This is a genomic window from Pseudomonas sp. GW822-FHT06D10 (genome assembly GCF_058799535.1).
Genome location: NZ_JBXALN010000011.1, coordinates 254218 through 276295 on the forward strand (window position 1 = coordinate 254218; position 22078 = coordinate 276295).

Below are 22078 nucleotides of genomic sequence, written 5' to 3' on the forward strand. Positions count from 1 at the left end.
TGCCTTAGTCGACGGCCGGGCCGCGGGGGAAGATCTTGCCCGGGTTCATCAGTTGTTGCGGGTCGAGGGCGACCTTGATCGCCGCCATCACGTCCACCGCGTTCTGCCCGTGCTCCAGGCTCATATAGGCCTGCTTGGTCAGGCCGACGCCGTGCTCGCCGGTGCAGGAACCCTGCAGGGCGATGGCCCGTTCCGCCAGGCGCTGGGCCACGCCGTCGGCGCGCTGCACTTCCTCGGGGTCGTCGGGGTTGACCAGGATCACCGCATGGAAATTGCCGTCGCCGACATGGCCGAAAATCGGCGCCAGCAAGCCTTGCTGCTGCAGGTCGGCGGCGGTGGCTTCGATGCATTCGGCCAGGCGTGAGATCGGCACCACGGCGTCGGTGGTCAGGGCGCGGCAGCCGGGGCGCAGGGCCACGGCGGCGAAGTAGCCGTCGTGCCGCGCCTGCCACAGGCGGCTGCGGTCTTCAGGGTGCACGGCCCATTCGAAGTCCTGGCCGCCGTGTTCATCGGCCAGCAGGCGGATGGTTTCCACCTGTTCCTGGACCGAGGATTGCGAGCCGTGCAGCTCGAAGAACAGCGACGGCGCCTCGTTCAATCGGGTTTTGCTGTAGGCGTTCAGGGCACGCACGGTGAGGGCGTCAATCAGTTCGATACGGGCGATCGGCACCCCCAGCTGGATGGCCTGGATCACCGTTTGCACCGCTTGGTCGACGCTGGGGAAGTTGCACACCGCGGCGGAAATGGCTTCGGGAATCGGGTGCAGTTTCACCGTCAGCTCGGCCACTGTGGCCAGGGTGCCGCCGGAGCCTACCAGCAGGTGGGTGAGGTCATAACCCGAGGAGGATTTGCGCGCCCGACCGCCGGTGTGCAGCACTCGGCCATCGGCCAGCACTGCGGTCAGGGCTAGGACGTTTTCGCGCATGGTGCCGTAGCGCACGGCGTTGGTGCCCGAGGCCCGGGTCGCCGCCATTCCGCCCAGGGAGGCGTCGGCGCCGGGGTCGATGGGGAAGAACAGGCCGGTACCGTGCAGCGCAGCGTTGAGCTGCTTGCGGGTTACCCCGGGTTGCACGGTGACGTCCATGTCGTCGACGCGGATTTCCAGAATCTGGTTCATCGCCGACACATCGATGCACACCCCGCCGTGCACCGCATGCAGCCAGCCTTCCAGGGAACTGCCGCTGCCGTAGGGAATGATCGGCACCCGATGGCGATGGCAGGCCTGCTGCACGGCGATGATTTCGTCGAGGTGATTGACGAAGGCCACCCCTTGCGGCGGCAGCGGATCGAGGGCAGAGATGTCCCGGCCATGGTGCTCGCGAACGCTGGCGGAGGTGCTGAAGCGTTGGCCCAGCAGAGTGGTCAGTTCATCCACCAGGGCGACGGGCAGGGGCTGGAGTCGGGCGATATCGGGGGCAGGGGGCAGCATCAGGCAATCTCCGGTTTGTTGTTCGCACCGCACGGAAGGTCAGGCCGGGGTGGGGAGGGAGTTGCCCATATCGTAACTGCATACGCAGAGGGTGGGTCGTGCAGATTGGAGATGGCGCTATCGCGGGGGCAGATGGCGGCAGGTCTCTGCAGGTGCTGGCTTGCCAGCGAAGGGGCCCCCGAGATCGCCTTCGCCGGCAAGCCGGCTTCTACAGGGCGGTGCAGAAGCGTTCGATGGCGTCGCAGGCGCGCTGCAGCGCTGGGTCATCCAGGGCGTAGGCAATGCGCAGGTAGGGCCCCAGGCCAAAGGCGCTGCCCTGGACCACGGCCACATCGGCTTCCTCCAGCAGGGCATGGGCCAGGTCTTCATCACTGTTCAGCAGCCGGCCGCCGGGGGAGGTGCGGCCGAGCAAGCCGGCGCAGCAGACAAACACGTAGAAGGCCCCGGCCGGCACTGCGCATTTGAGCCCGGGAATGGCGTTCAAGCGCGCCACCATCCAGTCCCGTCGTCGCTGGAATACCTCTCGGCTGTGCAGGATAAAGTCTTTGGGCCCGTTCAACGCCGCCACCGCGGCCTGCTGGGAAATGGCGCAAGCCCCGGAGGTCTGCTGGCCCTGGAGTTTTTCCATGGCCGCCAGCAGCCAGCGCGGCCCGGTGGCAAAACCGATGCGCCAGCCGGTCATGGCGTAGGCCTTGGAGACGCCGTTCATGGTCAGGGTGCGCGGTGCCAGGCGCGGCTCCACCTGGGCCAGGGTGTGGAAGGCCTGGCCATCGAAGATCAGGTGTTCATAAATGTCGTCCGCCAGGATCAGCACCTGGGGATGCTTGAGCAGCACCTCGGCCAGGGCCTGCAACTCTTCGCGGCGGTACACCGCGCCGCTGGGGTTGGACGGTGAGTTGAGGATCAGCCAGCGGGTCTGCGGGGTGATGGCGGCTTGCAGGGCGGCCGGCGTCAACTTGAAGCCGCTGCCGGCCTCGCAGCGGATGATCCGCGAGGTGGCGCCGCACAGCTGGACCATCTCCGGGTAGCTGACCCAATAGGGCGCCGGCACCAGCACTTCATCGCCCTCATCGAGGGTGGCGGCCAGGGCGTTGTAGATCACCTGCTTGCCGCCGTTGCACACCAGGGTGTCCTGCCACTCCACTTCCAGGCCGTTTTCCCGGCGGAACTTGGCCGCCACCGCTTCGCGCAGGGTGCGGCTGCCGGCCACCTGGGTGTAGCGGGTGTGGCCATGCTCGATGGCCTGGATGCCGGCCTGGCGCACGTGGGGCGGGGTGTCGAAATCCGGCTCGCCGGCGCACAGCGAGATGACCCTGGCCCCCGCGGCGCGGCGTTCGGCCACCCGGTCGATGATGCGGTAGGTGGCTGAAGGCTGGGTGGCGGCCAGGCGCTGGTTGAGGCGTTGCTGGTCTGTGTTCATGCCGGTGTTCTCCAGGCCGTCAGTTGCATCAGTTCCAGGGTCGAATGGCCCTGCTTCAGGGCCTGCATCATCTGCGCTTCCTTTTGCGCTCGGGCTTCGCCCTCGGCCAGGGTGCGGGCGATATGAGCCTGGGGAATGATGATCACCCCGTCATCATCGGCCACCACCAGGTCGCCCTGGGCCACGGCGGCGCCGTTGAAGTTGAAGGGTTGGCCGACCGAGGGCGCGCTGGCCTTGACCGTGCCCTGCACTGAAACGCCTCGGGCGAATACCGGGAAGCCCCGGGCCCTGAGCGCCGCCACATCACGTACGCCACCGTCGATCACCAGGCCCTCCACGCCGGCGGCCTCGGCGGCCACGGTCAGCACTTCGCCCCAGTAACCGGCGATGAAATTGCCGGTGGCCACCACCAGCACGCTGCCCCGGGGCGCCCGCTCCATGGCCAGGTGCAGCGCCAGGTTGTCGCCGGGGGAGCACTGCAACGGGAAGGCCGGGGCGGCGATGAAGGCGCCGTCCCAGATCGGGCGAATTCGGCTGTCCACGGCGCAGGGCAGGCCGCTGGCTTCATACAGGGTCGAGCTGCCCAGGCGCTTGGCCTGGGCCTTGAGGTCGTTGAACATGCTCAGGATTTCCTCTGCAACTGGTGATAGCCCAGGGTTTCCCGGGCTTGCTTGAGTGTCTGGCCCTGGTCGAGCAGGGCGCGGATATCGGCTTCCACCGCTTCGATCCGGCGGGCGCAGGCGGCCACTTCCCGGGCGTGCTCGCGGGGCACCACCACCACGCCATTGGCGTCGGCCACTACGATGTCCCGGGGGCAGACCCGGGCGCCGCCGATGGAGACCGGCTGGTTCAAGGCCTGCACTTGCACCCGGTCCTTGCCGGTGCGCATATAGCGGCCCTTGCTGAACACCGGGTAGCCATCGCCCAGCGCCTTGCCGACATCACGGCAGACGCCGTCGATCACCGTGGCGGCGATACCCTTGCGCCCGGCGTACTGGGTCATGATGTCGCCCCACACGGTGCAGTCGCTGCGGCCGCCGTTGTCGATCACCAGCACGTCCCCGGGCGCCACGTCGTCGATAAAGTCGCCCACGGTGCCCGGTGGCACGCTGGCGCTGACGTACTGCACGGTAAAGGCCGGGCCCACCAGCGTCTGTCGGTAGTTGTCCAGGGGCATCAGGCCCAGGCATTGGCCCGGCAGGCCGAGCTTGTCCAGGGCATCGGAAACTCCGGGGGTGTCGAGGCCGGCGAACAGCGCCACCAGTTCCTGGTCCTGGCTGTTCATCGGGCCGGCTCCTGCTGGATGGCGTCGAAGTGGCTGTCGTGCATCACCTCGGCCACCGAGCGGCCGCTGCGCACGGCGGCGACCATGGCGTCCTGGCGCCGAGTGATGCGTTCCGCCAGCTCCAGCACTTGTTCGACATGCTCTGCGGCGACGAACACCGTGCCGCAGTTGTCGGCGATCACGTAGTCGTCTTCATTGACCCAGGTGCCCGCGACCTCGATGGCCACGGCGCTGGCCAGCTGCACCACCCGGTTGCGGGCGCTGATCATGGTCACGCCACGGCCGTAGACCGGGTAACCGATGGCCGCGCTACCGTCGATGTCGCGGCTGTAGCCGTCGATCACCGTGCCGCGAACCTGTTTGGCGCTCGCGGCATTGGCCAGGATGTCGCCCCAGCAGGAAATGCCCTCCAGGCCTCCGGCAATCACCAGCACCCGGTCAGTGCTGCAAATCTGCTCCACCACCGGGGTAATCAGGTGCGCCGTGGGCTGCTGGTCGGTCTTGGGCCCGAGCAGTACGGTGCTGGCGCGGCCGACGATTTTTTCGCAGTTCCACAAGGGCCGCAGGCCCAGGGTGGCGCCGGGCAGGGCGAGGAAGTCGAGGGCGTCGGAGACGGTGTTGCTGTCCAGTGCGGCAAGGCGCTGGAGAGGATCGGCACTGGGCATGGGTGGCTCCCGTGGTGAAGGAGGTGCCAGTGTCGAGGCTGGGCCTTGATAGGTATATTACGAATCGCAGAAGCCTTTCATACGTTCAACCTATGGAATTTCCATGATCAATTTCCGCCTGATTCGCCACCTCTGGCTGTTCCTCGCGGTGGCCGAAGAACAGAATTTCAGCCGCGCCGCCAAGCGCCTGGGCATGTCCCAACCGCCGCTGACCGAGCAGATCCAGGTGCTGGAGCACGCCCTCAAGGTCAAGCTGTTTGACCGCTCGCGCCGTGGCGCGCAGCTGACCCCGGTGGGGGCGGCGATCCTGCCGGCGGTGCGCAAGTTCGCCGAGCAACTGGAGCGCCTGGAGCTGGCGGTGCACGAGGCGGTGGCGGGGCAGACCGGGCTCTTGACCATCGGCGCCATCACCAGCGCCATGCTCGATGTGCTGCCGCCGCTGATCGAACAGCTCAAGGCCGATTACCCGCAGTTGACGGTGTCGGTGCGCGAGATCGACAGCGTCGAGGCGATTCCGGCCCTGGAGGCCGGCGATATCGACCTGGCCTTCGCCCGCCTGGAAGGCGACCTGGGGGCCAGCGTGCGTTCGCTGCCCTTGACCGAGGACCGCCTGGCGGTGGCTTTGCCCGCCGATCACCCGCTGGCCTCGCGTTCGCGCATCAGCCTGTCGAGCCTGGCCAACGAGCCGCTGGTGATGTTTTCCCGGCGGGTCAGCCCGGTGTATTTCGACAACCTGATCGCCACCTGCCGCGACAGCGGTTTCTCGCCCCGGGTGCTGCATGAAGTGCGTTCGGTGGCCTCGCAGATCGCCTTTGTCAGCTGCGGCCAGGGCATTGCCCTGGTGCCGGCCTCGCTGAAGACCGTGGCGCCGGACAACGTGGTGCTGCGGCCTCTGAGCCAACGGCTGAACGTGGTGACCACCGCCATGGCCTGGAATTCGACCCGGGCCAATCCCCTGGTGCAGGCGCTGGTGGCGCAGTTCCAGGGCGCCAACTGAGTGGCGGGGTTTTATAGCTTTGCCCTATGGCTGTGTTCTGCAATGGGGAATTTACAGGCAGCTTGCCGGCCCCGAGACTGGCCTTCCTGTCGCCTGCGCCTGCCTGAAGCCCAAGGATTGTTTCGTGCCATCAGCCCCCGAGTTCACCCACACCCATCTGCCGCTGAACGTGGCCGGCGTGCCCCTGCAAATCGCCACCCTGCATCGCGGCGGCACCCCTGCGCCGATCCTGTTCCTCCATGGTTTTGGTTCCACCAAGGAGGATTACGCCGATATCACCCGTCACTCGGCCTTCGCCGGCCAGCCCTTTATCGCTTACGACGCGCCAGGTTGTGGGGCAAGCCAGTGTGAGGACCTATCGCGGATCTCCATCCCGTTCCTGCTGGAGACCGCGTTGCAGGTACTGGAGCATTTCGGTATCGAGCGCTTCCATCTGGTGGGGCATTCCATGGGCGGCCTGACGGCCCTGATGCTGGCGGACCGCTGCCCTGAGCGGGTGCTGAGCTTTGTCGATATCGAAGGCAACATCGCCCCTGAGGACTGCTTCCTCAGCCGGCAGATTGTCGACTACCCCGAGGCGGACGCGCAGCGTTTCCTCGACGATTTCCTCGAGCGCGCGCGCCATGCCCCGGCCTATGCCAGTGCCCTGTATGCCGCGAGCCTGGGGCACAAGGTGCGGGCAGGCGCGGTTCGCGGCATCTTCGAATCCATGGTCCAGCTATCCGATCACGGCAACCTGATGCAGCGTTTTCTCGGCCTGCCGTGCCCGCGCATGTTCATGTACGGCGAGCAGAATGCCGGGCTGTCCTACCTGGCGCAGCTCCAGGCCCGGGGTGTGCAACTGGCACGGATTCCCGACTGCGGGCATTTCCCCATGTATTCCAACCCGGGCCTGATGTGGCAGCACATCGCCCGGTTCCAGGTGGCTGCCAATGGAGGTTGAGATGCCGGGTTCAGGCACTGACAAACCATTGCCCCTGGTCCTGCTGCCCGGGCTCTTGTGCGATGAACGCCTGTGGCAGCAACAGGCACGGGCCCTGGGGCCAGAGCGCGAGGTGCAGATTGCCGACCTCAGCCTGGATGCCAGCATTGCCGAGATGGCCCGCCGCACCCTGCAACAGGCGCCTGCGCAATTCGCCCTGGCGGCCTTGTCCATGGGCGGCTATGTGGCCATGGAAATGTTGCGCCAGGCCCCCGAACGGGTGCTGAAGCTGGCGCTGTTCGACACCATGGCCCGCCCTGACGACGAGGCCCGGGCGCGGATGCGTCGCGGCTTGCTGGCCCTGGCCCGTCAGGGCCGTTTCAAGGGCGTGACCCCGCACCTGCTGCCGCGGCTGATGCACCCGCGCTGCCTGGACACGCCGGTGGCGAAACTGGTGCAGGACATGGCCCTGGTCATTGGCAAAGAGGGGTTTGTGCGCCAGCAACAAGCGATCATCGACCGTGCGGACTACCGCCCGCTGCTGGCGAGCATCAAGGTGCCGACCCTGATCGTGGTGGGCGAAAACGACGCCATCACCCCTCTGGCCGAAGCGCAGTTCCTGCACCAGGGCATTGTTGGTTCACGCCTGCAAGTGCTGGCGCAATGCGGTCACCTGCCGCGCCTGGAGCATCCCCAGCGCACCACCGAACTGCTGCGCGACTGGCTGACCCCGGCCGCTGGCCTGTAGGAGCTGGCTTGCCAGCGAAGAGGCCCCCGAGATCGCCTTCGCCGGCAAGCCGGCTCCTACGGGAGAGGTAGGAAGGGGCGGTCTGCATCAGAAATTCACCGAAGCACTCAACCGCGCCGTCAACGGCGCGCCCTGGAACAGGTAGTCGTCGCCCATGTATTCCCCGGTGTCGCGCCAGTAGCGCTTGTCGAACAGGTTGTCCACGGTCAGGCGAAACACCGTGTCGTAGCCATCAATTCGAGTGCTGTAGCGGCTGCCGATATTGAAGATGGCGTAGGCGCCGGTGGCGACGTTGCCCTGGCGGTCGGCGTATTGGCTGCCGCTGTATTGCATGCCGCCCAGCAGGGCCAGGCCGTCGAGCCAGGGCAGGGCGTAGTCGCCCTGCAGGCTGGCCCGCAGGCGGGGGACGTTGAGGGTTTGATGGCCTTCGTAGGCCGGGGTACCGGTGCCCTCCACCCGGGAGCGAATTGCCGCGACGCTGGCGGCAATCTGCAGGCGCTGGGTGGCCCAGCCGTTGGCGGAGAGCTCCAGGCCAGTGTTCTTTTGCTGGCCCTGCTGGACGTAGGTGAAACCGCCAGCAGCATCCGGGCGTGAGTACTGGTAGGCCTGGCGCATCTGGAACAGGGCGGCGGTAAAGCTCATGCGCTGCCAGTCGTACTTGACCCCGGCTTCGATCTGCCGGGAGACGGTGGGGGCGAGGGTGTCGCCATTGTTGCTGGCGAACCAGGGTGCCTGGCCACCCAGGCTCAGGCCCTTGCTGTATTGGGTGTACAGCGAAATGTTGTTGATCGGTTTGTAGATCAGCGCGGCCTGGGGCAGGAACACATAGCGTTGGGTGTGGCGATCGCGCACGCCGTCCTTGTCGAAGCTCTCTTCGTCCAGGCGTACTTCGCGCCCGCCGAGGACGGTCTGCCACTGTTCGTTGAAGCTGATGCGGTCGCTGAGGAACAGGCCGTATTGGCGGCTGTCCAGGCGTTTGTGGGTGTCGTTGAGGGCGCCGTCGTAGCGGCCGAAGTTCTCAGGCTCGCTCTGGATATTGCCCGTGCCAATCCATTGATTGATGGACTCGCGCCGGTCCACTACACGGCGAAACGCACTGGTTCCCACGCTCAACTCATGGCCCAGGCCTGCGGTGTCGAAACGACCATTGAGCACCGCCTGCACTTCATCGTTGCGCCGGGTGTCGTCGGGGCTGCGGAAGTCGTAGATGTCGTAGTCGCCTTCGGGGCTGAAGTAGTTGCCGTTGGCATTGATGCAGCCGGTGGTACAGCCGCCCCAGGCAAACGAACTGTAGTCATCGATCACCACCTTGCTGCGCGACGCACTGAGGTTGCCCTTCCAGTCATCGTTGAAGCGGTACTCGAAATTGCCGCCGATGTTCAGCGATTCATTGGTCACCGGCTTTGACCCGCTCTGGTGCCCCAGGAGTCTTTTCGGCGAGGCGTGGTGGGGCAGGCTGGAGCCCCCCAGCAGTTGATAGCCCGGTGCCGAGCGCTGCTGCTTGTTCTGGTATTCGATGTCCAGTTGCAGCAGGGCGTCGGGGCTGATGTTCCAGTCCAGGGCCAGGGAGGCGAAGTCGCGCTGGCCATTGGTGTGCTCGACGTAGGAGTGTAGGTCTTCATGGGCCAGGTTGGCACGCAGGCCGAACTGCTGTTCGCTGCCGAACCAGCCGCCGACATCGGTGGCCAGGTAGCCGCTGCCGCGGTCGTCGGTGGAAACGGTCACCGAACGAATGTCCGTGGGCCGCTTGGTCACGTAGTTGATCAGCCCGCCGGGCTCGCTGACCCCGCTTTGCAGGCCGGAAAGGCCCTTGAGCAATTCCACCCGCTGCTTGTTTTCCAGGGCGACGTTCTGTTCGCCGGTGATGGTGCGGTTGTTGATCTTGTAGCTGCTGGCGGCATTCAGCGAGAAGCCGCGCACCTCGAAGTTTTCGTAATAGCCCACCGGCGCGTAGCTCTGGCCCACCGAGGCATCGTTCTTCAGCACGTCGCTGAGCAGGCGGGCCTGCTGGTCGAGGATCATGTCTTCATTGATCACGCTGATGGAGGCCGGGGTATCCAGCAAGGGCGTCTCGCTGAAACCACCCACCGAGGCGCTGTCGACGCGATAGCCGTAGGGCTCTTCGCCGCTGACGGTCTGGGTCGGCAACTGGGTGCCCGCGGCGTTGGCCACGGCGCTGCTGCCGGCCAGCAGCAGGCCCAGGGTCAGGCGGTTGAGGGGCAAAGCTGAGCTGCAGGTGCGCGCGCGGGCAGTCGGGTGAATCCGGCTCATGAACAATCCTAGAAGGCGACGCGGCCCCATGGCAGAAGCCGGGGGAGGTTCCTGGGAAGGCTACGAGCGTCGACCTGCGTGTGTAGTGAGGAACAGCGGGGGAGCCCTGCGAGCATCAGGCCGGGGCCTGGCGGTTGCCGCTGGGTACTGTCGGGCAGGCGCCATCATACAAGCTGCAGCGAGGGGGTAAAGGCGGGAAAGGTAGAAGATCGCGTGGCGGGAGTGGCCGCTTCAAGTCCTTGCGTAACACGGCGGTGGGCAATCCTGCTCGGGCTCCGGGTGGCCCATCTGCAGGTACTTGATCCGCTCCTCCATGGAATCGACCTTGCGCAGCAGCAGGCTGATGAGCTTCTCATTCATCTCACGGGTTTCATCGACGACCAGGGACTTTTCCAGGCGGTCGACGATTTCATTGTTCATGCTGCGGTTTTCTCGTTTGGCAATGTGTTTGAGCTGGTTGTGCAGGTCGCCTGGGAGACGAACGATGAACTTTTGCAGGGAGGAGCACATAGCGGACCTCAGAGTAATGCCAAAGAGCAGCATCATAAGAATGAGGCAGGCTTGCTTGCTTCAAGAAAATTCTTAAAAGAATGAAAAAAACGGCGCTTTTTCATTAGGAAAGTTCTGATTCGCACCAGAGCCGGCCTCTAATCCGATTAAAAAGCGGACCTGATCCAGGTCCGCTTTTCACCGGGGTCGTTCAGCCTATGACGTGGCCTCCGAGCCTCAACGGCGATCCAGCCACACCGTCTGCGCATTGCAGAATTCGCGTACGCCAAAGTGCGACAGCTCGCGCCCGAAGCCGCTTTTTTTCACTCCGCCGAAGGTCACCCGGGGGTCGCTGGCGCTGTAGCCGTTGATGAACACGCCGCCGGTTTCCAGCTCGTCGGTCATCTGCCGGGCCCGTTCCAGGTCCTGGGTGAAGATCGTGGCGGTGAGGCCGAACTCGCTGTCGTTGGCCAGTTCCAGGGCGTGTTGCGCATCCCGGGCGCTGATGATGGCGGCCACCGGGCCGAACAGTTCCTGCTTGAAGGCGGTCATCTGCTCGGTGACGTTGGCCAGCACCGTGGGTTGGTAATAGTTGCCGGCGCCTTCGACCTTGTCGCCGCCCAGCAGCAGGGTGGCGCCTTCGGCCAGGGTCGCCTGGACCTGCTGGTGCAACTCGTCACGCAGGTCGAAGCGGGCCATGGGGCCGATATAGGTGTCGCTGGCCAGCGGGTCGCCGATCACCAGAGCGCGGGTGGCTTCGACGAATTTGCGGGTGAACTCCGCGACCACCCCTTGCTCGATGATCAGGCGCTTGGCGGCGGCGCAGACCTGGCCGGTGTTCTGGTAGCGCCCGATCACCGCGGCCTTGACCGCTTCGTCGAGGTCGGCGTCGTTGAGCACGATAAAGGGGTCGGAGCCGCCCAGTTCCAGCACGCACTTCTTCAGCGCGGCGCCGGCCTGGGCGCCGATGGCGATGCCGGCGCGCACGCTGCCGGTGAGGGTCACGGCGGCGATGCGGCGGTCGGCGATGGCGCTGGATACGCCGTCCGGGGTGACGTTGAGCAGCTCGAACACCCCTTCAGGGAAACCGGCGCGCTGCATGGCGTCCAGCAGCAGGTAGGCGCTGCCCATGACATTCGGGGCGTGCTTGAGCACGTAGGTGTTGCCCGCCAGCAGCGCCGGCACCGCGCCGCGCAGCACCTGCCAGATCGGGAAGTTCCACGGCATCACCGCGAGGATCGGGCCCAGTGGCCGGTACTCGATGCGTGCCTTGTTGTTTTCTACCAGGGTCGCTTCCGGGGCCAACATGGCCGGGCCGTGCTCGGCGTACCACAGGCACAGCTGGGCGCACTTTTCGATTTCGCCCCGGGCCTGGGGCAGGGGCTTGCCCATTTCCAGGCTGATCATGCGGGCCATGGCCTCGCTGTTGTCCCGCAGGGCCTGGGCCAGTGCGTTCAGGCGGCTGGCGCGCTCGGCGATGCTCTGGCGTTTCCACTGGGCGAAACCAGCGGCGGCACGGCTCAGCGCGGCGTCCTGCTCAGCCTCGGACTGGTAGGGGTAGGCGCCGATCTGCTCGCCAGTGGCGGGGTTGATGGACAAGGCGTGGGTGTGGCTGGAAACAAGGCTCATGGCACCGTCCTGCTCGGGTGGGAATGGCGGCAGGTTACGGTGCTGGATCTTTGCTGAAAACTGAATAATATTGAGCAAGTCGTTCACGTTTGGAGAATGCCGTGGATCTGGTCCAGCTGGAAATTTTCAAGGCCGTTGCCGAGCAGGGCAGCATCAGCGCCGCCGCGCAACTGATCCACCGGGTGCCGTCGAACCTGACCACCAGGATCAAGCAACTGGAGCAGGACCTGGGGGTGGAGCTGTTTATCCGCGAGAAGAGCCGCATGCGCCTGTCCCCCGCCGGCTGGAATTTCCTCGACTACGCCCGGCGCATTCTCGACCTGGTGGCCGAGGCGCGTCTGACTGTGGCCGGCGAGGAGCCGCAGGGACCGTTCGCCCTGGGCTCGCTGGAAAGCACGGCGGCGGTACGCATCCCGGCGCTGCTGGCGGCCTACAACCAGCAGTACGCTAAGGTGGAACTGGACCTGTCCACCGGCCCCTCCGGGACCATGATCGACGGCGTGCTGTCTGGCCGCCTGGTGGCCGCCTTCGTCGACGGCCCGGTGCGCCACCCGGCCCTGGAAGGGCTGCCGGTGTTCGAGGAGGAAATGGTGCTGATCGCCCCGCTGGGGCATGCGCCGATTACCCGGGCGCGGGAGGTCAACGGCGAAAGCATCTATGCCTTTCGCGCCAACTGCTCCTACCGTCATCACTTTGAAAGCTGGTTCACCCAAGACGCCGCGGTGCCGGGCAAGATCCATGAAATGGAGTCCTACCACGGCATGCTGGCCTGCGTCAGCGCCGGCGCCGGGCTGGCGCTGATGCCCCGCAGCATGCTGGAAAGCATGCCCGGCTGCGCCACGGTCAGCGTCTGGCCGTTGTCCCCGCGTTTTCGCTTCCTGCACACCTGGCTGGTCTGGCGGCGCGGCACCGTGTCCCAGAGTTTGAGCAGCTTTGTGAAGCTGCTGGAGGAGCGTGGGGCGGTGCTGGCTGAGGTTTGAGGGGAGCGATGTTCAGCGCCTGCTCAAGGCCAATCGAGCGGCAAACAGTACGAAGATCATCCCTGTGGTGCGGTCCATCCACTGGATCACCTTTTCCCGCTGCAGCACACCGGCCAGGGGCCGGGTGGCGGCGATCAGCAGTAGCGACCAGACCAGCCCCAGCACCACGTGAATGCTCACCAGGCCGAAGGTCCAGGCCACCAACGGCTGGCCCTGGGGAATGAACTGCGGCAGAAAGGACACGTAGAACACTCCCACCTTGGGGTTGAGCACATTGCCCAGCATGCCCTTGAGAAACCAGTTGGTGCCGGGGTCGCTGTTCGCGCCTGTGGGAGCAAACGAGTGGCGCGGGCGCAGCAGCATGTTCAGTCCCAGCCAGGCGAGGTAGGCGGCGCCGCAGTACTTCAACAGGTTGAAGGCCAGTTCCGACACCGCGATCAAGGCCCCCAGGCCGAAGGCCACAGCCGCGCCCCAGATCAGGCAGCCGGCATTGATGCCCAACGCTGCGCGCAGCGCCTGCCGCCGGCCTTCCACAGTGGCGGTGCGCAGCACCAGGGCGGTGTCCAGGCCCGGGGTCAGGGTCAGCAGCGTGGCGGCCAGGGTGAAGGCCAGGAGATTCTCAGTGATGGACATGGGGCAGGGTTTCAAACTTTGGGGTTGGCGAACGTTAGCACAGCCGTGGGGTGCCAATGCGCGCCACGGGTGCGGGTGATCACGGAAGGGGCGGTGAATCTGTAGGAGCGAGCTTGCTCGCGATGATTTCCAACGCGCCGCAGCTTCCCTGCAAGTGCGCGTTATCGTTGACGTCCTTCGCGAGCAAGCTCGCGCCTACAAGGGTGGGTCAATAGGGGCCGCGGGGTTCAGGAATGCCCAGTTGCTGTTGTCGGGCTCTGACCTGGTTGTCCACGGCGCGTTTGCCACTGAGCAGCTTGAGGTGCTGCACGTTGGCCGGTAGGTGGCTGTCGATCAGTGCCAGTAGATCCAACTGTGGGGCCTTGATGATGCGCAGGTCAGCGATGCTCGAGGTTTTCAGGCCGCTGAGTTCCCCCAGGGCCTTGAGGTTGATCAGGCTCATCTTGCGCAACTGCGGTGCCCCACCAAGGTCCAGTTGGCTCAGTTGCGCCTGGTCCTCGATCTTCAACACTTCAAGCAGGGGAAAGCCATCCAGGTCCAGGCGGTTGAGGCCGCGCACCCGCATGATCTCCAGTTCCTTGACCTGGGGATTGCGCAGCTCCGGCATCTGTTCACGGCTGCCGAAGGTTACCGAGAGGCTGTGCAGGCCGGTCATGCCGGCGACCATGCCCAGGGGCGTCTTGGCCGGCATGCGATGCAGGTCCAGGTGGCGGATGCCCGGGCACTGGCTCAGTACGTCCAGGTGATGGCTTTGCACGCTGAGGGACAGGGTGTGCAGCTCGGCCATGGTGGCCAGGGGCGCGAGATCGATGGCTGGGCCCTTGTCCAGGGACAGGCGCAGCGTTCGCAGCCCCCTCAAGTTGGGCAGGGCCAAGAGGCCCGGCAGGTCGGCGCTGATGACTTGCAGGGCGAAATCCTTGAGTTTGTGCAGGCTGCCAATGGTTTCGAAGTGTTCCAGCGTGTCCAGGCAATCCAGGCTCAGGGAGTGAACATTGGGCAGGGCGAGCAAGGTGCGTCCGTCAAACGCGCTGCCCGGATAGTGGCTGTAGAAACGCACATTGAGGCGCTCGCCGAAACGGGCGCAGAGCGTGTCGAGCTGACTCAGCAGTTCGTCGTCGTACTGTTCGGCCTTGGCGAACTGGACGATGACCTGGGCCTGGTCATCGGCCTCCAGCCGGGCGCTAACCTGCAGTTCCAGGTCGGCCTGGCTGGGGGTTTGAATTCGATGGGGAAACATCAGCGGTCCTTGATGATTTTCGCCGCGGCATCATGCCATTGCGCGATCTTCACCGCCATCTGCGCGCAGGCCCGGCCAGCCGCCGGGCCGCCTTGCAGGAAAGGCTACGGGTCGACCTGGCCCATCAGCTCGGCCACCGATTCCGGGCGCTTGGCGTAGCGCTGGGCCAGCACCGCGCAGACCATCAGCTGGATCTGGTGGAACAGCATCAGGGGCAGAATCAGCACGCCCATGGTGCTGCCGGCAAACAGCACCTGGGCCATGGGCACGCCGGTGGCCAGGCTCTTTTTCGAGCCGCAGAAGAGGATAGTGATGCGGTCTTCCTGGTCGAAGCCGAACAGCTTGCCGAGAAAGCTCGACGCCAGCAGCACCAGCGCCAGGAGGACGCAGCAGGCCACCACCAGGCCGGCCAGTTCCCACAGCGGGATCTGGTGCCAGATGCCTTCGTTCACCGCTTCGCTGAAGGCGCCGTAGACCACCAGCAGGATCGAGCCCTGGTCGACGAAGCGCAGCCAGTTCTTGTTGCGCCCGACCCAGGCGCCGATCCAGCGTCGAGCGATCTGCCCGGCGATAAAGGGCAGCAGCAACTGCACGCTGATCTTGAGGATGGCGTCCAGGGTCGAGCCACCTTCGCCGTGCACGTTCAGCAGCAGGGTCACCAAGAGCGGGGTGAGGAAGATCCCGAACAGGCTCGACGCCGCGGCGCTGCAGATGGCCGCCGGGATATTGCCCCGGGCCAGGGAGGTGAAGGCGATCGCCGATTGCACCGTGGCCGGCAGGGCGCACAGATACAGCATGCCCATGTACAGGTCGTTGCCCACCAGCGGTGACAGCAGCGGCTTGAGCGCCAGGCCCAACACGGGAAAGAGGATGAAGGTCAGGCTGAACACCAGCAGGTGCAGGCGCCAGTGGCCGGCCCCGGCAATGATCGCCTCGCGCGAGAGCTTGGCGCCGTGGAGGAAGAACAGCAGGCCGATGGCGATGTTGGTCAGCCAGCCGAAACCTATGGCCACCTGGCCGCTGGCCGGCAGGAAACTGGCCAGCAGCACCACGCCGATCAGGGTCAGGGTGAAGTTGTCGGGCAAAAGACGCGAGCGAGTCATAGCGGGATCATCCGGGGGTTGCCAAGTGCGGTGGGGCGACTCTAACGTGGCTGCGTTTTACCGACTAACGCCAAGGAGCCAGTTAATGCCGCCTAAAGGACATGAAAAGATCGTCCGGCGCAGTATTCCCGGTTTGCCCAGCCTGCCGCGGCCGGTGTACGGGCGCACCGAATCCTTGCCCAATCGCGCCTTGACCCGGCGTCACAGCCACCCGTGGGTGCAATTGTCCTACGCCATTGCCGGGGTGCTGGAGATCCAGACCAGCGGCGGGCGCTTTATCGCCCCGCCGCAACGGGCGGTGTGGATTCCCGCCGGGGTGCCGCACCGGGTGTTCAGCTCGCCGCGCACCGAGATGCGCAGCCTGTACCTCGATTGCAGCGTTACCACCTGGGCGGCGCCGGACAGCTGCCAGGTGCTGGCGGTCAGCAGCCTGCTGCGGGAGTTGATCCGCGCCTTCAGTGAATTGCCGGTGGAATATGTCGAGGACAGCGCCGACGGGCGCCTGGCCCAGGTGCTGCTGGACCAGTTGGCCGCCGCGCCGCAGCTGGACCTGATGCTGCCGCTGCCCCACGACGTGCGCCTGCGGGCGATCTACCGCAGCCTGCAGGCGCACCCGGAGCAGGCCACGACGCTGGGCCAGTGGAGCCAGAAGCTTGGGGTGACGGAGAAGACCCTCAGCCGCCTGTTCCTCAAGGACACCGGGCTGACCTTCCGTGCCTGGCGCCAGCGCCTGCGCCTGCTGGGCGCCCTGACTCCCCTGGAGCAGGGCGAGCGGGTCACCGATGTGGCGCTGGCCTGTGGTTATGACTCGACCTCGGCATTTATCGCCGCCTTTCGCCAGCAGTTCGACGCCACCCCGGGGGAGTTCTTCCGCGACCTCTGACCCCCCGAGCTTCCTGTAGCCGCAGCCTGCGGCAGCGGCTACAGGGGGCGGTGGTGGGGCCAGGTGCGGCAGGTCAGGTTCTTGGTGGGCGCAGCAGTTCGATGCGCTCCGGCGGCACCAGGGTGCGCAGGGTCTTGTACAGGGCCCGGGTCTCCAGCAGGTTCCAGATCCGCAGCAGGGTTTCCAGGGCATCCAGGGGTTTGCTGATGAAGTCCCGGGCGCCCAGGGCCAGCGCCCGCAGGCGGGTGTCGCGGGTGGCGTCGGCGGTGAGTACCAGGATCGGCAGGTAGTCGTTGGCCGGGATCCGTCGGTTGAGCTGTTCCAGTACCGCAAAGCCATCGAACTCGGGCATGTGCAGGTCGAGGATCACCAGGTCCGGCTCGAAGCTGTTGAACAGCTCCAGGCTGCGCAGCGGCTGGGTGCTGCTGAGGACGTTGTGCAGCCCTTCGCGGGCCAGCAGCTGTTCCATCAGGTCGAGGTTGGGGCGCTGGTCATCGATGATGAGGATGCGCAGATCGGCAGTCATGGGAGCTCCGGAAGACAGGCATCGAGGTGGGCGAAGAACACCGGGATGTGGATGGGCTTGGTCAGGATCGCCGTGGCCCCGGCGTCGAGCAGGGCGCGCCGGGTCGGTTCGCTGGCGTCGGCGGTGATCATCAGGATCGGGGTGTCGGCCGTGGCGCTGGAGGCCCGCAGGCGTTGCAGCACCTCCAGGCCGGGCAGGTCCGGCAGGCTGACGTCCAGCAGGATCATCTGCGGCGCGTGCTGGCGGGCCAGGTCCAGGCCCATCTGGCCTTGCATGCTCGACAGCAGCTGGATGCCCGGGCGCCGTTGCAGCAGGGTTTCGATCAGCGCCAGGCTTTGCAGGTTGTCTTCGATGCACAGCACCTTGCCCTGGTAGCGGCTTGCGGGCTGTGGCGCCGGCACGTTCAGCGCCGAGGCGTTGCAGGGCGCCACGGCGGCTGCAGCGGCCAGGCGCACGAAGGGCAGCTCCAGGGTGAAGCAACTGCCGCTGCCCGGGTTGCTCTGTACGCCCAGGCTGCCGTCCATCATTTCCAGCAGGCTCCTGCTCAGGGCCAGCCCCAGGCCGGTACCTTCGACCCTGGGGTCGGCGTCCAGGCGTTCGAAGGGCTTGAACAGGCGCTCCAGGCGCTCGGCGGTGATGCCGGCGCCGGTGTCGAGCACGCTCAGGCGCAGGCGCGATGCCTCGATCGCCACGTCGATGCTGACCCGGCCACCCGCGCGGTTGTACTTGATGGCGTTGGACAGCAGGTTGAGCAGCACCTGGATCAGGCGCTGGCGGTCGGCGATCACGCCGCTGTCCGCCGCCAGTTCCGGCAGCGGCGCCAGGGTGATGCCGGCGTCCGCGGCCATGGGTGACACCAGGGTCAGGGCTTCGTGCAGCACCGCCGCCAGGGCCATGGGCTCGACGTTCAGCGGCAGGCGCCCGGCCTCGATACGGGCAATGTCCAGCACCTCGTTGATCAGCCCCAGCAGGTGCTGCCCGGCCCGCAGGATATGCCCGACCTGGGGCCGCTGGCCGGCACTGGAATCCATGTCCAGCAGTTGGGCGAAGCCGAGGATGGCGTTCAGCGGCGTGCGCAGTTCGTGGCTCATGCGCGAGAGAAATTCGCTCTTGGCGCGGCTGGCGCTTTCCGCTTCCTCGCGGGCGGTGCCCAGGGCGATTTCCGCGGCACGGCGATCGGTGATGTCCCGGGTGATCTTGGAAAAGCCGCGCAGGGCGCCGCTGGCGTCGTACTGCGCGGTGATCACCACGCTGGCCCAGAAGCGGCTGCCGTCCTTGCGACAGCGCCAGGCCTCTTCCATGTAGTGGCCGTGGGCGGTGGCCTCGCGCAGGGCCATGTCCGGGTGCTGGGGGCACTCTTCGGGCAGGTAGAACAGGGAAAAATGCCGGCCGATGATTTCCTGCTCGCTGTAGCCCTTGATCCGTTCCGCGCCGACGTTCCAGGTGGTAACCCGGCCTGCGGTGTCCAGGGCGAAGATCCCGTAGTCCTTGACCCCGTCGATGATCAGCCGCAGGCGTTCCTCGTTGTCGCGCAGGGCCCGTTCGCGCTCGGCCAGCAGTTGCCCGGCCTCCACCAGGCGCGTGCCCAGCTGGCCGATTTCATCCTGTTCCGGCGCTTGCGGGCGCAGCGGCTGGCCCAGGGCCAGGCGCTGGGCATTGCCCTGTACCTGCTGCACCCGGGTGACGATGCCCCGGGACAGCAACAGCACCGCGACGATGGCGCCGAACAGCCCGCAGCCGGCGGCCAGCAAGGTGGCGAACAGCAGGCGCATGCGGGTTGCCGCGGCGGCTGCGCTACGTTCGGCCAGCAGCGCATCCTCGCGCACGCGCATGGCGCTGATCTGCTCGCGCAGCACGTCCAGTACCTGCTTGTTGTCGATCAGGATCGCGGTCACCGTGGCGGCGTCGTCGCGGCTGCCGTTGCGCAGGGCCACCAGGCCGTCGAGCTTGGTGCGGATCAGCGGGGTGATGGTCTGCAGGTAGTCGCGCATGCGCGGGTCCTGGACATTCTGGTCCAGGCGTTGCAGCGCGGCCTCGATCTGCGGCCGGGCCTGGAGGTAGGCGGGCAAAAAGTCCTCGCGCCGGGTCAGCAGGTAGCCACGCACGCTGGCGGCGGCCTCGGCCAGGAGGGTGTGCACCGCCTGGATATCGCCCTGCACCAGCAGCACCCGGCGCACGTCCTCCTCGGCGCGGGCGGTCTGGCGCTCGGTGCTGTAGATCAGCACCAGCGACAGCAGCAGGATCACCAGCGGCAGGGAGATCACCACCAGCGCCTTGCCCCGCAGCGGCAGGTCGGCCCAGCGCCGGGCGCTGAGCAGGTTCACGGCCACTGCCCGGCAGGTTGCGCCACCAGCCCCAGGGCCATGCCGCGCACCGCGGCCTGGGTGCGATCGGCGGCGCCAAGCTTGCCGATCACCCGTTCCACGTGGGCCTTGGCGGTGCCGGTGGTGATGCCCAGCTTTTCACCGATCTCGCGGTTGCTGAAGCCACCGGCCACCAGCCCCAGCACCTGGCGCTCGCGGGCAGTCAGGGCCTGAGCCTGGGGCGCCTGGCGGTTGCCGCGCTCGCTCATGCGCCGCAGCAGGCGGGCGCTGACCGCACTGTTGAGCGCCTCTTCGCCGCGGGCCACGCGCTGCAGGGCGTCGAGCACCTCTTCGCGGCTGGCGTCCTTGAGCAGGTAGCCCACGGCGCCGGCGGCCATGGCGGCTTCCAGGTGATCGGGGCTGTCGTCCATGGTGAAGATCACCACCTTGACCTCGGGCTGGCGCTGTTGCAGCAGGCGCGCGGCCCCCAGGCCGTTGAGCAGGGGCATGCGGATATCGAGGATGGCCAGGTCCGGGCGCAGTTGCTCGCACAGGGCCAGGGCTTGCTCGCCATCCCTGGCTTGCCCCACCACCTCGAACTCCGGGTTGCCCGCCAGCAGGGCGATGAAGCCGGTGCGGGTGACTTCATGATCGTCCGCCAGGACCAGGCGTATCACCGCTGTCATACCGCGTGCTCCAAGGAGGGGACGGGGACGCGGGCGAGAATCCGGGTGCCGCTGCCGGGCCGGCTGTGGCAGGTGAAACGCCCGCCCAGCAAATGGGCGCGTTCCTGCATGGCCACCTGGCCCAACTGTTCGATGCCCTGGCCGGATGCCGGCTGGAAACCTGCGCCGTCGTCGCTGATGCCGAGCACCGCCTGGCCTGCTTCCAGGGCCAGGTTCAGGCTGACGCTGTGGGCCCGGGCATGCTTGAGGATGTTGTTGATGGCTTCCTGGGCGATGCGGAACAGGGCGATTTCCAGGGCCGCCGGCAGGCGCTCCGGGTAGCGCTGCTGCCAGTGCACCGCCAGCCCGGCGTCGCGCAGGCGGTCGGCCTCGCGGTCGATGGCCCGCAACAGGCCGAAGTCGTCCAGCACATGGGGGCGCAGGCCGCCGATCAGTTGCCGGCCTTCGCCGACGCAACCCTGGGCCAGTTGCAGGATGGTCTGCAGTTCATCGTGCAGGGGCTCCGGCAGCGGCGGGCAGCGCCCGGCGAAACCCTGCAGGCGCTGGTGCAACCCGGCCAGGGTTTGCGCCAGGCCGTCGTGCAGGTCGTAGGCGACGCGCTTGCGCTCATCCTCCTGGGCGCTGAACAGGCGCTGCACCAGCTCCGACATGCTGCGCTCCCGGGCTTGCAGGTCCTGCAGCAGGCGCTGGTTTTCCAGGTGCGTGGCCAACAGCGTGGCCAGCAGTTGCAGGGATTCCAGGTCTTCGCTGTCCGGCGCGCTGATGGGCACACTGTTGGCCAGCAGCAGGGCGCCGAAGGGCTGGCCGTCGGCGCGGTGCAGCAGTACGCGCAGCACCCCGGTTTGCGCAAGCGGGCGCTCCAGCCATTGGGCCTGCCCGGCCACGGCGCGCAGGGCTTGCAGGCATTCGCCGTGGCCCTGTTCGGCGCTGGCATGGGCCACGCCGTCGCGGCTCCATTCCAGCAACAGCCCCTGGTCCATGGCGACAAAGGCGCAGGCCCGCTGCACCACCCGCTGGCGCATCTGTCCGGGGGGCAGTTGCAGCAGCTCCTGGCCGGTGTCCACCAGCAGCCGCAGGCGCGCGGCGCGGCTTTGCGACTGCCGGTACTGGCTGCGCAGGGCCAGGGCGCTGGCGGGATCGAGGGGCGGGCTGGGCATCGGGAAACTCCAGGGTGGGGGCGGTGCAGTGGTTCGGGGCAGGGTATTAGACCCCCGTGCCCGGTATCGCGCCTATCTGCCGAATGGCATAGGCCGCAGGCTCCAGTTGGCCGATGGCAGGGGCGACGGCCCGGGGCACAGTGGGGCTCATTGAAACCCACTGGAGTCCGTGAATGAAACTGAAAAGCACCGCCCTGGCCCTGTTCTTCGTGCTGAGCGCGCCACTGGCTCAGGCCCTGGAAGCCACCCCTTACGTGTACCGCACCGTGGCCGAGCAGCCGCAGAACCTGCAGGACCGGGAAATCGCCGGCCTCTTCGACCGCTGGAACAGCGCCCTGCAGACCGGCAACCCGCAAGCCGTGGTCAGCCTCTATGCGGCCAATGCAGTGCTGCAACCCACGGTCTCCAACCAGGTGCGTAGCACCCACGCGCAGATCCAGGACTACTTCGAGCACTTCATGGCCTCGCGGCCGGTGGGCCAGATCAACTACCGGGAGATTCGTCACCTGGGCCCGGATGCGGCCATGGACAGCGGCGTCTACACCTTCACCCTGACTGCCGCCGACGGCAAGAAACAGCAGGTCCAGGCCCGTTACACCTTTCTCTACGAGCGCCTGGGCGGGCAGTGGAAAATCCTCAATCACCACTCTTCGGCCATGCCGCAAGTGCAGCCGCAGTTGCAAGCCAGCCACTGATCCAGGCTCCTGTCACCTTG

At 66.6% G+C, this 22078-nt stretch carries 21 protein-coding genes; 6 read left to right on the top strand and 15 right to left on the bottom strand.

The window, feature by feature from the left end:
• Positions 1–4: 4 nt before the first annotated feature.
• The 5 genes from AC1RL5_RS29890 to AC1RL5_RS29910 all read right to left on the bottom strand — a co-directional run bounded on the left by AC1RL5_RS29890 (position 5) and on the right by AC1RL5_RS29910 (position 4799).
• Entirely contained in the window at positions 5–1429 is a 1425-nt protein-coding gene (locus AC1RL5_RS29890) for an FAD-binding oxidoreductase (protein ID WP_492590061.1), read from the bottom strand.
• Between the two features lie 208 nt (positions 1430–1637).
• Entirely contained in the window at positions 1638–2849 is a 1212-nt protein-coding gene (locus AC1RL5_RS29895; RefSeq protein WP_065363270.1) for a pyridoxal phosphate-dependent aminotransferase, read from the bottom strand.
• Complete coding sequence (locus AC1RL5_RS29900; RefSeq protein WP_103408211.1) at positions 2846–3469, bottom strand: RraA family protein; 624 nt, start codon at positions 3467–3469, stop codon at positions 2846–2848. The genes AC1RL5_RS29895 and AC1RL5_RS29900 overlap by 4 nt, the downstream gene beginning before the upstream one ends.
• A 2-nt stretch (positions 3470–3471) precedes the next feature.
• Positions 3472–4134 (bottom strand): RraA family protein, encoded by a 663-nt coding sequence (locus AC1RL5_RS29905; RefSeq protein ID WP_103408210.1) that lies wholly within the window; start codon positions 4132–4134, stop codon positions 3472–3474.
• Positions 4131–4799, bottom strand: a complete 669-nt coding sequence (locus AC1RL5_RS29910; RefSeq protein ID WP_103408209.1) for an RraA family protein — start codon at positions 4797–4799, stop codon at positions 4131–4133. The genes AC1RL5_RS29905 and AC1RL5_RS29910 overlap by 4 nt, the downstream gene beginning before the upstream one ends.
• 103 nt (positions 4800–4902) lie before the next feature.
• Here AC1RL5_RS29910 and AC1RL5_RS29915 point away from each other — a divergent pair, with 103 nt between their 5' ends.
• The 3 genes from AC1RL5_RS29915 to AC1RL5_RS29925 all read left to right on the top strand — a co-directional run bounded on the left by AC1RL5_RS29915 (position 4903) and on the right by AC1RL5_RS29925 (position 7466).
• On the top strand, positions 4903–5796 hold the full coding sequence (locus AC1RL5_RS29915) for a LysR family transcriptional regulator (protein WP_072452796.1): 894 nt from the start codon (positions 4903–4905) through the stop codon (positions 5794–5796).
• A 124-nt stretch (positions 5797–5920) separates the two neighbouring features.
• Positions 5921–6739, top strand: coding sequence for an alpha/beta fold hydrolase (locus tag AC1RL5_RS29920; RefSeq protein WP_492590063.1), 819 nt, complete (start codon positions 5921–5923; stop codon positions 6737–6739).
• Position 6740: 1 nt separating this feature from the next.
• A complete protein-coding gene (locus AC1RL5_RS29925) occupies positions 6741–7466 on the top strand; it encodes an alpha/beta fold hydrolase (protein WP_492590065.1) in 726 nt (241 codons plus the stop codon).
• 87 nt (positions 7467–7553) lie between these two features.
• Here the strand turns inward: AC1RL5_RS29925 and AC1RL5_RS29930 are convergent, their stop codons facing one another.
• From AC1RL5_RS29930 to AC1RL5_RS29940, 3 genes are all read right to left on the bottom strand, one after another.
• Entirely contained in the window at positions 7554–9737 is a 2184-nt protein-coding gene (locus AC1RL5_RS29930; protein WP_492590067.1) for a TonB-dependent siderophore receptor, read from the bottom strand.
• Between the two features lie 231 nt (positions 9738–9968).
• A complete protein-coding gene (locus AC1RL5_RS29935; protein ID WP_305955270.1) occupies positions 9969–10283 on the bottom strand; it encodes an Arc family DNA-binding protein in 315 nt (104 codons plus the stop codon).
• A gap of 180 nt (positions 10284–10463) precedes the next feature.
• On the bottom strand, positions 10464–11855 hold the full coding sequence (locus AC1RL5_RS29940; protein ID WP_072452803.1) for an aldehyde dehydrogenase family protein: 1392 nt from the start codon (positions 11853–11855) through the stop codon (positions 10464–10466).
• 101 nt (positions 11856–11956) lie between these two features.
• On the opposite strand from AC1RL5_RS29940, the gene ptrR reads away from it, so the two are divergent.
• Complete coding sequence (gene ptrR, locus AC1RL5_RS29945) at positions 11957–12835, top strand: putrescine utilization regulator PtrR (RefSeq protein ID WP_072452833.1); 879 nt, start codon at positions 11957–11959, stop codon at positions 12833–12835.
• A 12-nt stretch (positions 12836–12847) separates the two neighbouring features.
• Here the strand turns inward: ptrR and AC1RL5_RS29950 are convergent, their stop codons facing one another.
• The 3 genes from AC1RL5_RS29950 to AC1RL5_RS29960 all read right to left on the bottom strand — a co-directional run bounded on the left by AC1RL5_RS29950 (position 12848) and on the right by AC1RL5_RS29960 (position 15808).
• Positions 12848–13468, bottom strand: a complete 621-nt coding sequence (locus AC1RL5_RS29950) for a LysE family translocator (protein ID WP_011062117.1) — start codon at positions 13466–13468, stop codon at positions 12848–12850.
• A 208-nt stretch (positions 13469–13676) separates the two neighbouring features.
• A complete protein-coding gene (locus AC1RL5_RS29955; protein ID WP_492590069.1) occupies positions 13677–14705 on the bottom strand; it encodes a hypothetical protein in 1029 nt (342 codons plus the stop codon).
• Positions 14706–14809: 104 nt separating this feature from the next.
• Complete coding sequence (locus AC1RL5_RS29960; protein ID WP_015636235.1) at positions 14810–15808, bottom strand: bile acid:sodium symporter family protein; 999 nt, start codon at positions 15806–15808, stop codon at positions 14810–14812.
• Between the two features lie 85 nt (positions 15809–15893).
• Between AC1RL5_RS29960 and AC1RL5_RS29965 the strand changes: the two genes are divergently transcribed.
• Complete coding sequence (locus tag AC1RL5_RS29965) at positions 15894–16691, top strand: AraC family transcriptional regulator (protein WP_015636234.1); 798 nt, start codon at positions 15894–15896, stop codon at positions 16689–16691.
• A 73-nt stretch (positions 16692–16764) separates the two neighbouring features.
• On the opposite strand, the gene AC1RL5_RS29970 is transcribed toward AC1RL5_RS29965, so the two are convergent.
• From AC1RL5_RS29970 to AC1RL5_RS29985, 4 genes are read right to left on the bottom strand one after another with little or no spacing between them, the layout of a single operon-like run.
• Complete coding sequence (locus tag AC1RL5_RS29970; RefSeq protein ID WP_015636233.1) at positions 16765–17217, bottom strand: response regulator; 453 nt, start codon at positions 17215–17217, stop codon at positions 16765–16767.
• The gene (locus AC1RL5_RS29975) at positions 17214–19541 is read right to left on the bottom strand and encodes an ATP-binding protein (RefSeq protein WP_185021775.1); all 2328 of its coding nucleotides are present in this window, start codon (positions 19539–19541) and stop codon (positions 17214–17216) included. The genes AC1RL5_RS29970 and AC1RL5_RS29975 overlap by 4 nt, the downstream gene beginning before the upstream one ends.
• Positions 19538–20206 carry a response regulator gene (locus tag AC1RL5_RS29980; RefSeq protein WP_123577663.1) on the bottom strand — a complete coding sequence of 223 codons (669 nt, stop codon included), beginning with the start codon at positions 20204–20206 and terminating at the stop codon, positions 19538–19540. Before AC1RL5_RS29980 ends, AC1RL5_RS29975 begins: the two co-directional genes overlap by 4 nt.
• Complete coding sequence (locus AC1RL5_RS29985) at positions 20203–21363, bottom strand: sensor histidine kinase (RefSeq protein ID WP_065363281.1); 1161 nt, start codon at positions 21361–21363, stop codon at positions 20203–20205. The genes AC1RL5_RS29980 and AC1RL5_RS29985 overlap by 4 nt, the downstream gene beginning before the upstream one ends.
• Before the next feature lie 173 nt (positions 21364–21536).
• Between AC1RL5_RS29985 and AC1RL5_RS29990 the strand changes: the two genes are divergently transcribed.
• Positions 21537–22058 carry an SgcJ/EcaC family oxidoreductase gene (locus AC1RL5_RS29990; protein WP_053152622.1) on the top strand — a complete coding sequence of 174 codons (522 nt, stop codon included), beginning with the start codon at positions 21537–21539 and terminating at the stop codon, positions 22056–22058.
• Positions 22059–22078 lie beyond the last annotated feature (20 nt).

Excerpts from the sequence above, each read along its gene's own strand:
- AC1RL5_RS29950 (WP_011062117.1), bottom strand. The coding sequence starts at position 13,468 with ATGTCCATCACTGAGAATCTCCTGGCCTTCACCCTGGCCGCCACGCTG.
- AC1RL5_RS29895 (WP_065363270.1), bottom strand. The coding sequence starts at position 2,849 with ATGAACACAGACCAGCAACGCCTCAACCAGCGCCTGGCCGCCACCCAG.
- AC1RL5_RS29970 (WP_015636233.1), bottom strand. The coding sequence starts at position 17,217 with ATGACTGCCGATCTGCGCATCCTCATCATCGATGACCAGCGCCCCAAC.
- AC1RL5_RS29900 (WP_103408211.1), bottom strand. The coding sequence starts at position 3,469 with ATGTTCAACGACCTCAAGGCCCAGGCCAAGCGCCTGGGCAGCTCGACC.
- AC1RL5_RS29985 (WP_065363281.1), bottom strand. The coding sequence starts at position 21,363 with ATGCCCAGCCCGCCCCTCGATCCCGCCAGCGCCCTGGCCCTGCGCAGC.
- AC1RL5_RS29960 (WP_015636235.1), bottom strand. The coding sequence starts at position 15,808 with ATGACTCGCTCGCGTCTTTTGCCCGACAACTTCACCCTGACCCTGATC.
- AC1RL5_RS29955 (WP_492590069.1), bottom strand. The coding sequence starts at position 14,705 with ATGTTTCCCCATCGAATTCAAACCCCCAGCCAGGCCGACCTGGAACTG.
- AC1RL5_RS29890 (WP_492590061.1), bottom strand. The coding sequence starts at position 1,429 with ATGCTGCCCCCTGCCCCCGATATCGCCCGACTCCAGCCCCTGCCCGTC.
- AC1RL5_RS29925 (WP_492590065.1), top strand. The coding sequence starts at position 6,741 with ATGCCGGGTTCAGGCACTGACAAACCATTGCCCCTGGTCCTGCTGCCC.
- AC1RL5_RS29935 (WP_305955270.1), bottom strand. The coding sequence starts at position 10,283 with ATGATGCTGCTCTTTGGCATTACTCTGAGGTCCGCTATGTGCTCCTCC.
- AC1RL5_RS29965 (WP_015636234.1), top strand. The coding sequence starts at position 15,894 with ATGCCGCCTAAAGGACATGAAAAGATCGTCCGGCGCAGTATTCCCGGT.
- AC1RL5_RS29905 (WP_103408210.1), bottom strand. The coding sequence starts at position 4,134 with ATGAACAGCCAGGACCAGGAACTGGTGGCGCTGTTCGCCGGCCTCGAC.
- AC1RL5_RS29990 (WP_053152622.1), top strand. The coding sequence starts at position 21,537 with ATGAAACTGAAAAGCACCGCCCTGGCCCTGTTCTTCGTGCTGAGCGCG.
- AC1RL5_RS29930 (WP_492590067.1), bottom strand. The coding sequence starts at position 9,737 with ATGAGCCGGATTCACCCGACTGCCCGCGCGCGCACCTGCAGCTCAGCT.
- AC1RL5_RS29940 (WP_072452803.1), bottom strand. The coding sequence starts at position 11,855 with ATGAGCCTTGTTTCCAGCCACACCCACGCCTTGTCCATCAACCCCGCC.
- AC1RL5_RS29980 (WP_123577663.1), bottom strand. The coding sequence starts at position 20,206 with ATGACAGCGGTGATACGCCTGGTCCTGGCGGACGATCATGAAGTCACC.
- AC1RL5_RS29915 (WP_072452796.1), top strand. The coding sequence starts at position 4,903 with ATGATCAATTTCCGCCTGATTCGCCACCTCTGGCTGTTCCTCGCGGTG.
- AC1RL5_RS29910 (WP_103408209.1), bottom strand. The coding sequence starts at position 4,799 with ATGCCCAGTGCCGATCCTCTCCAGCGCCTTGCCGCACTGGACAGCAAC.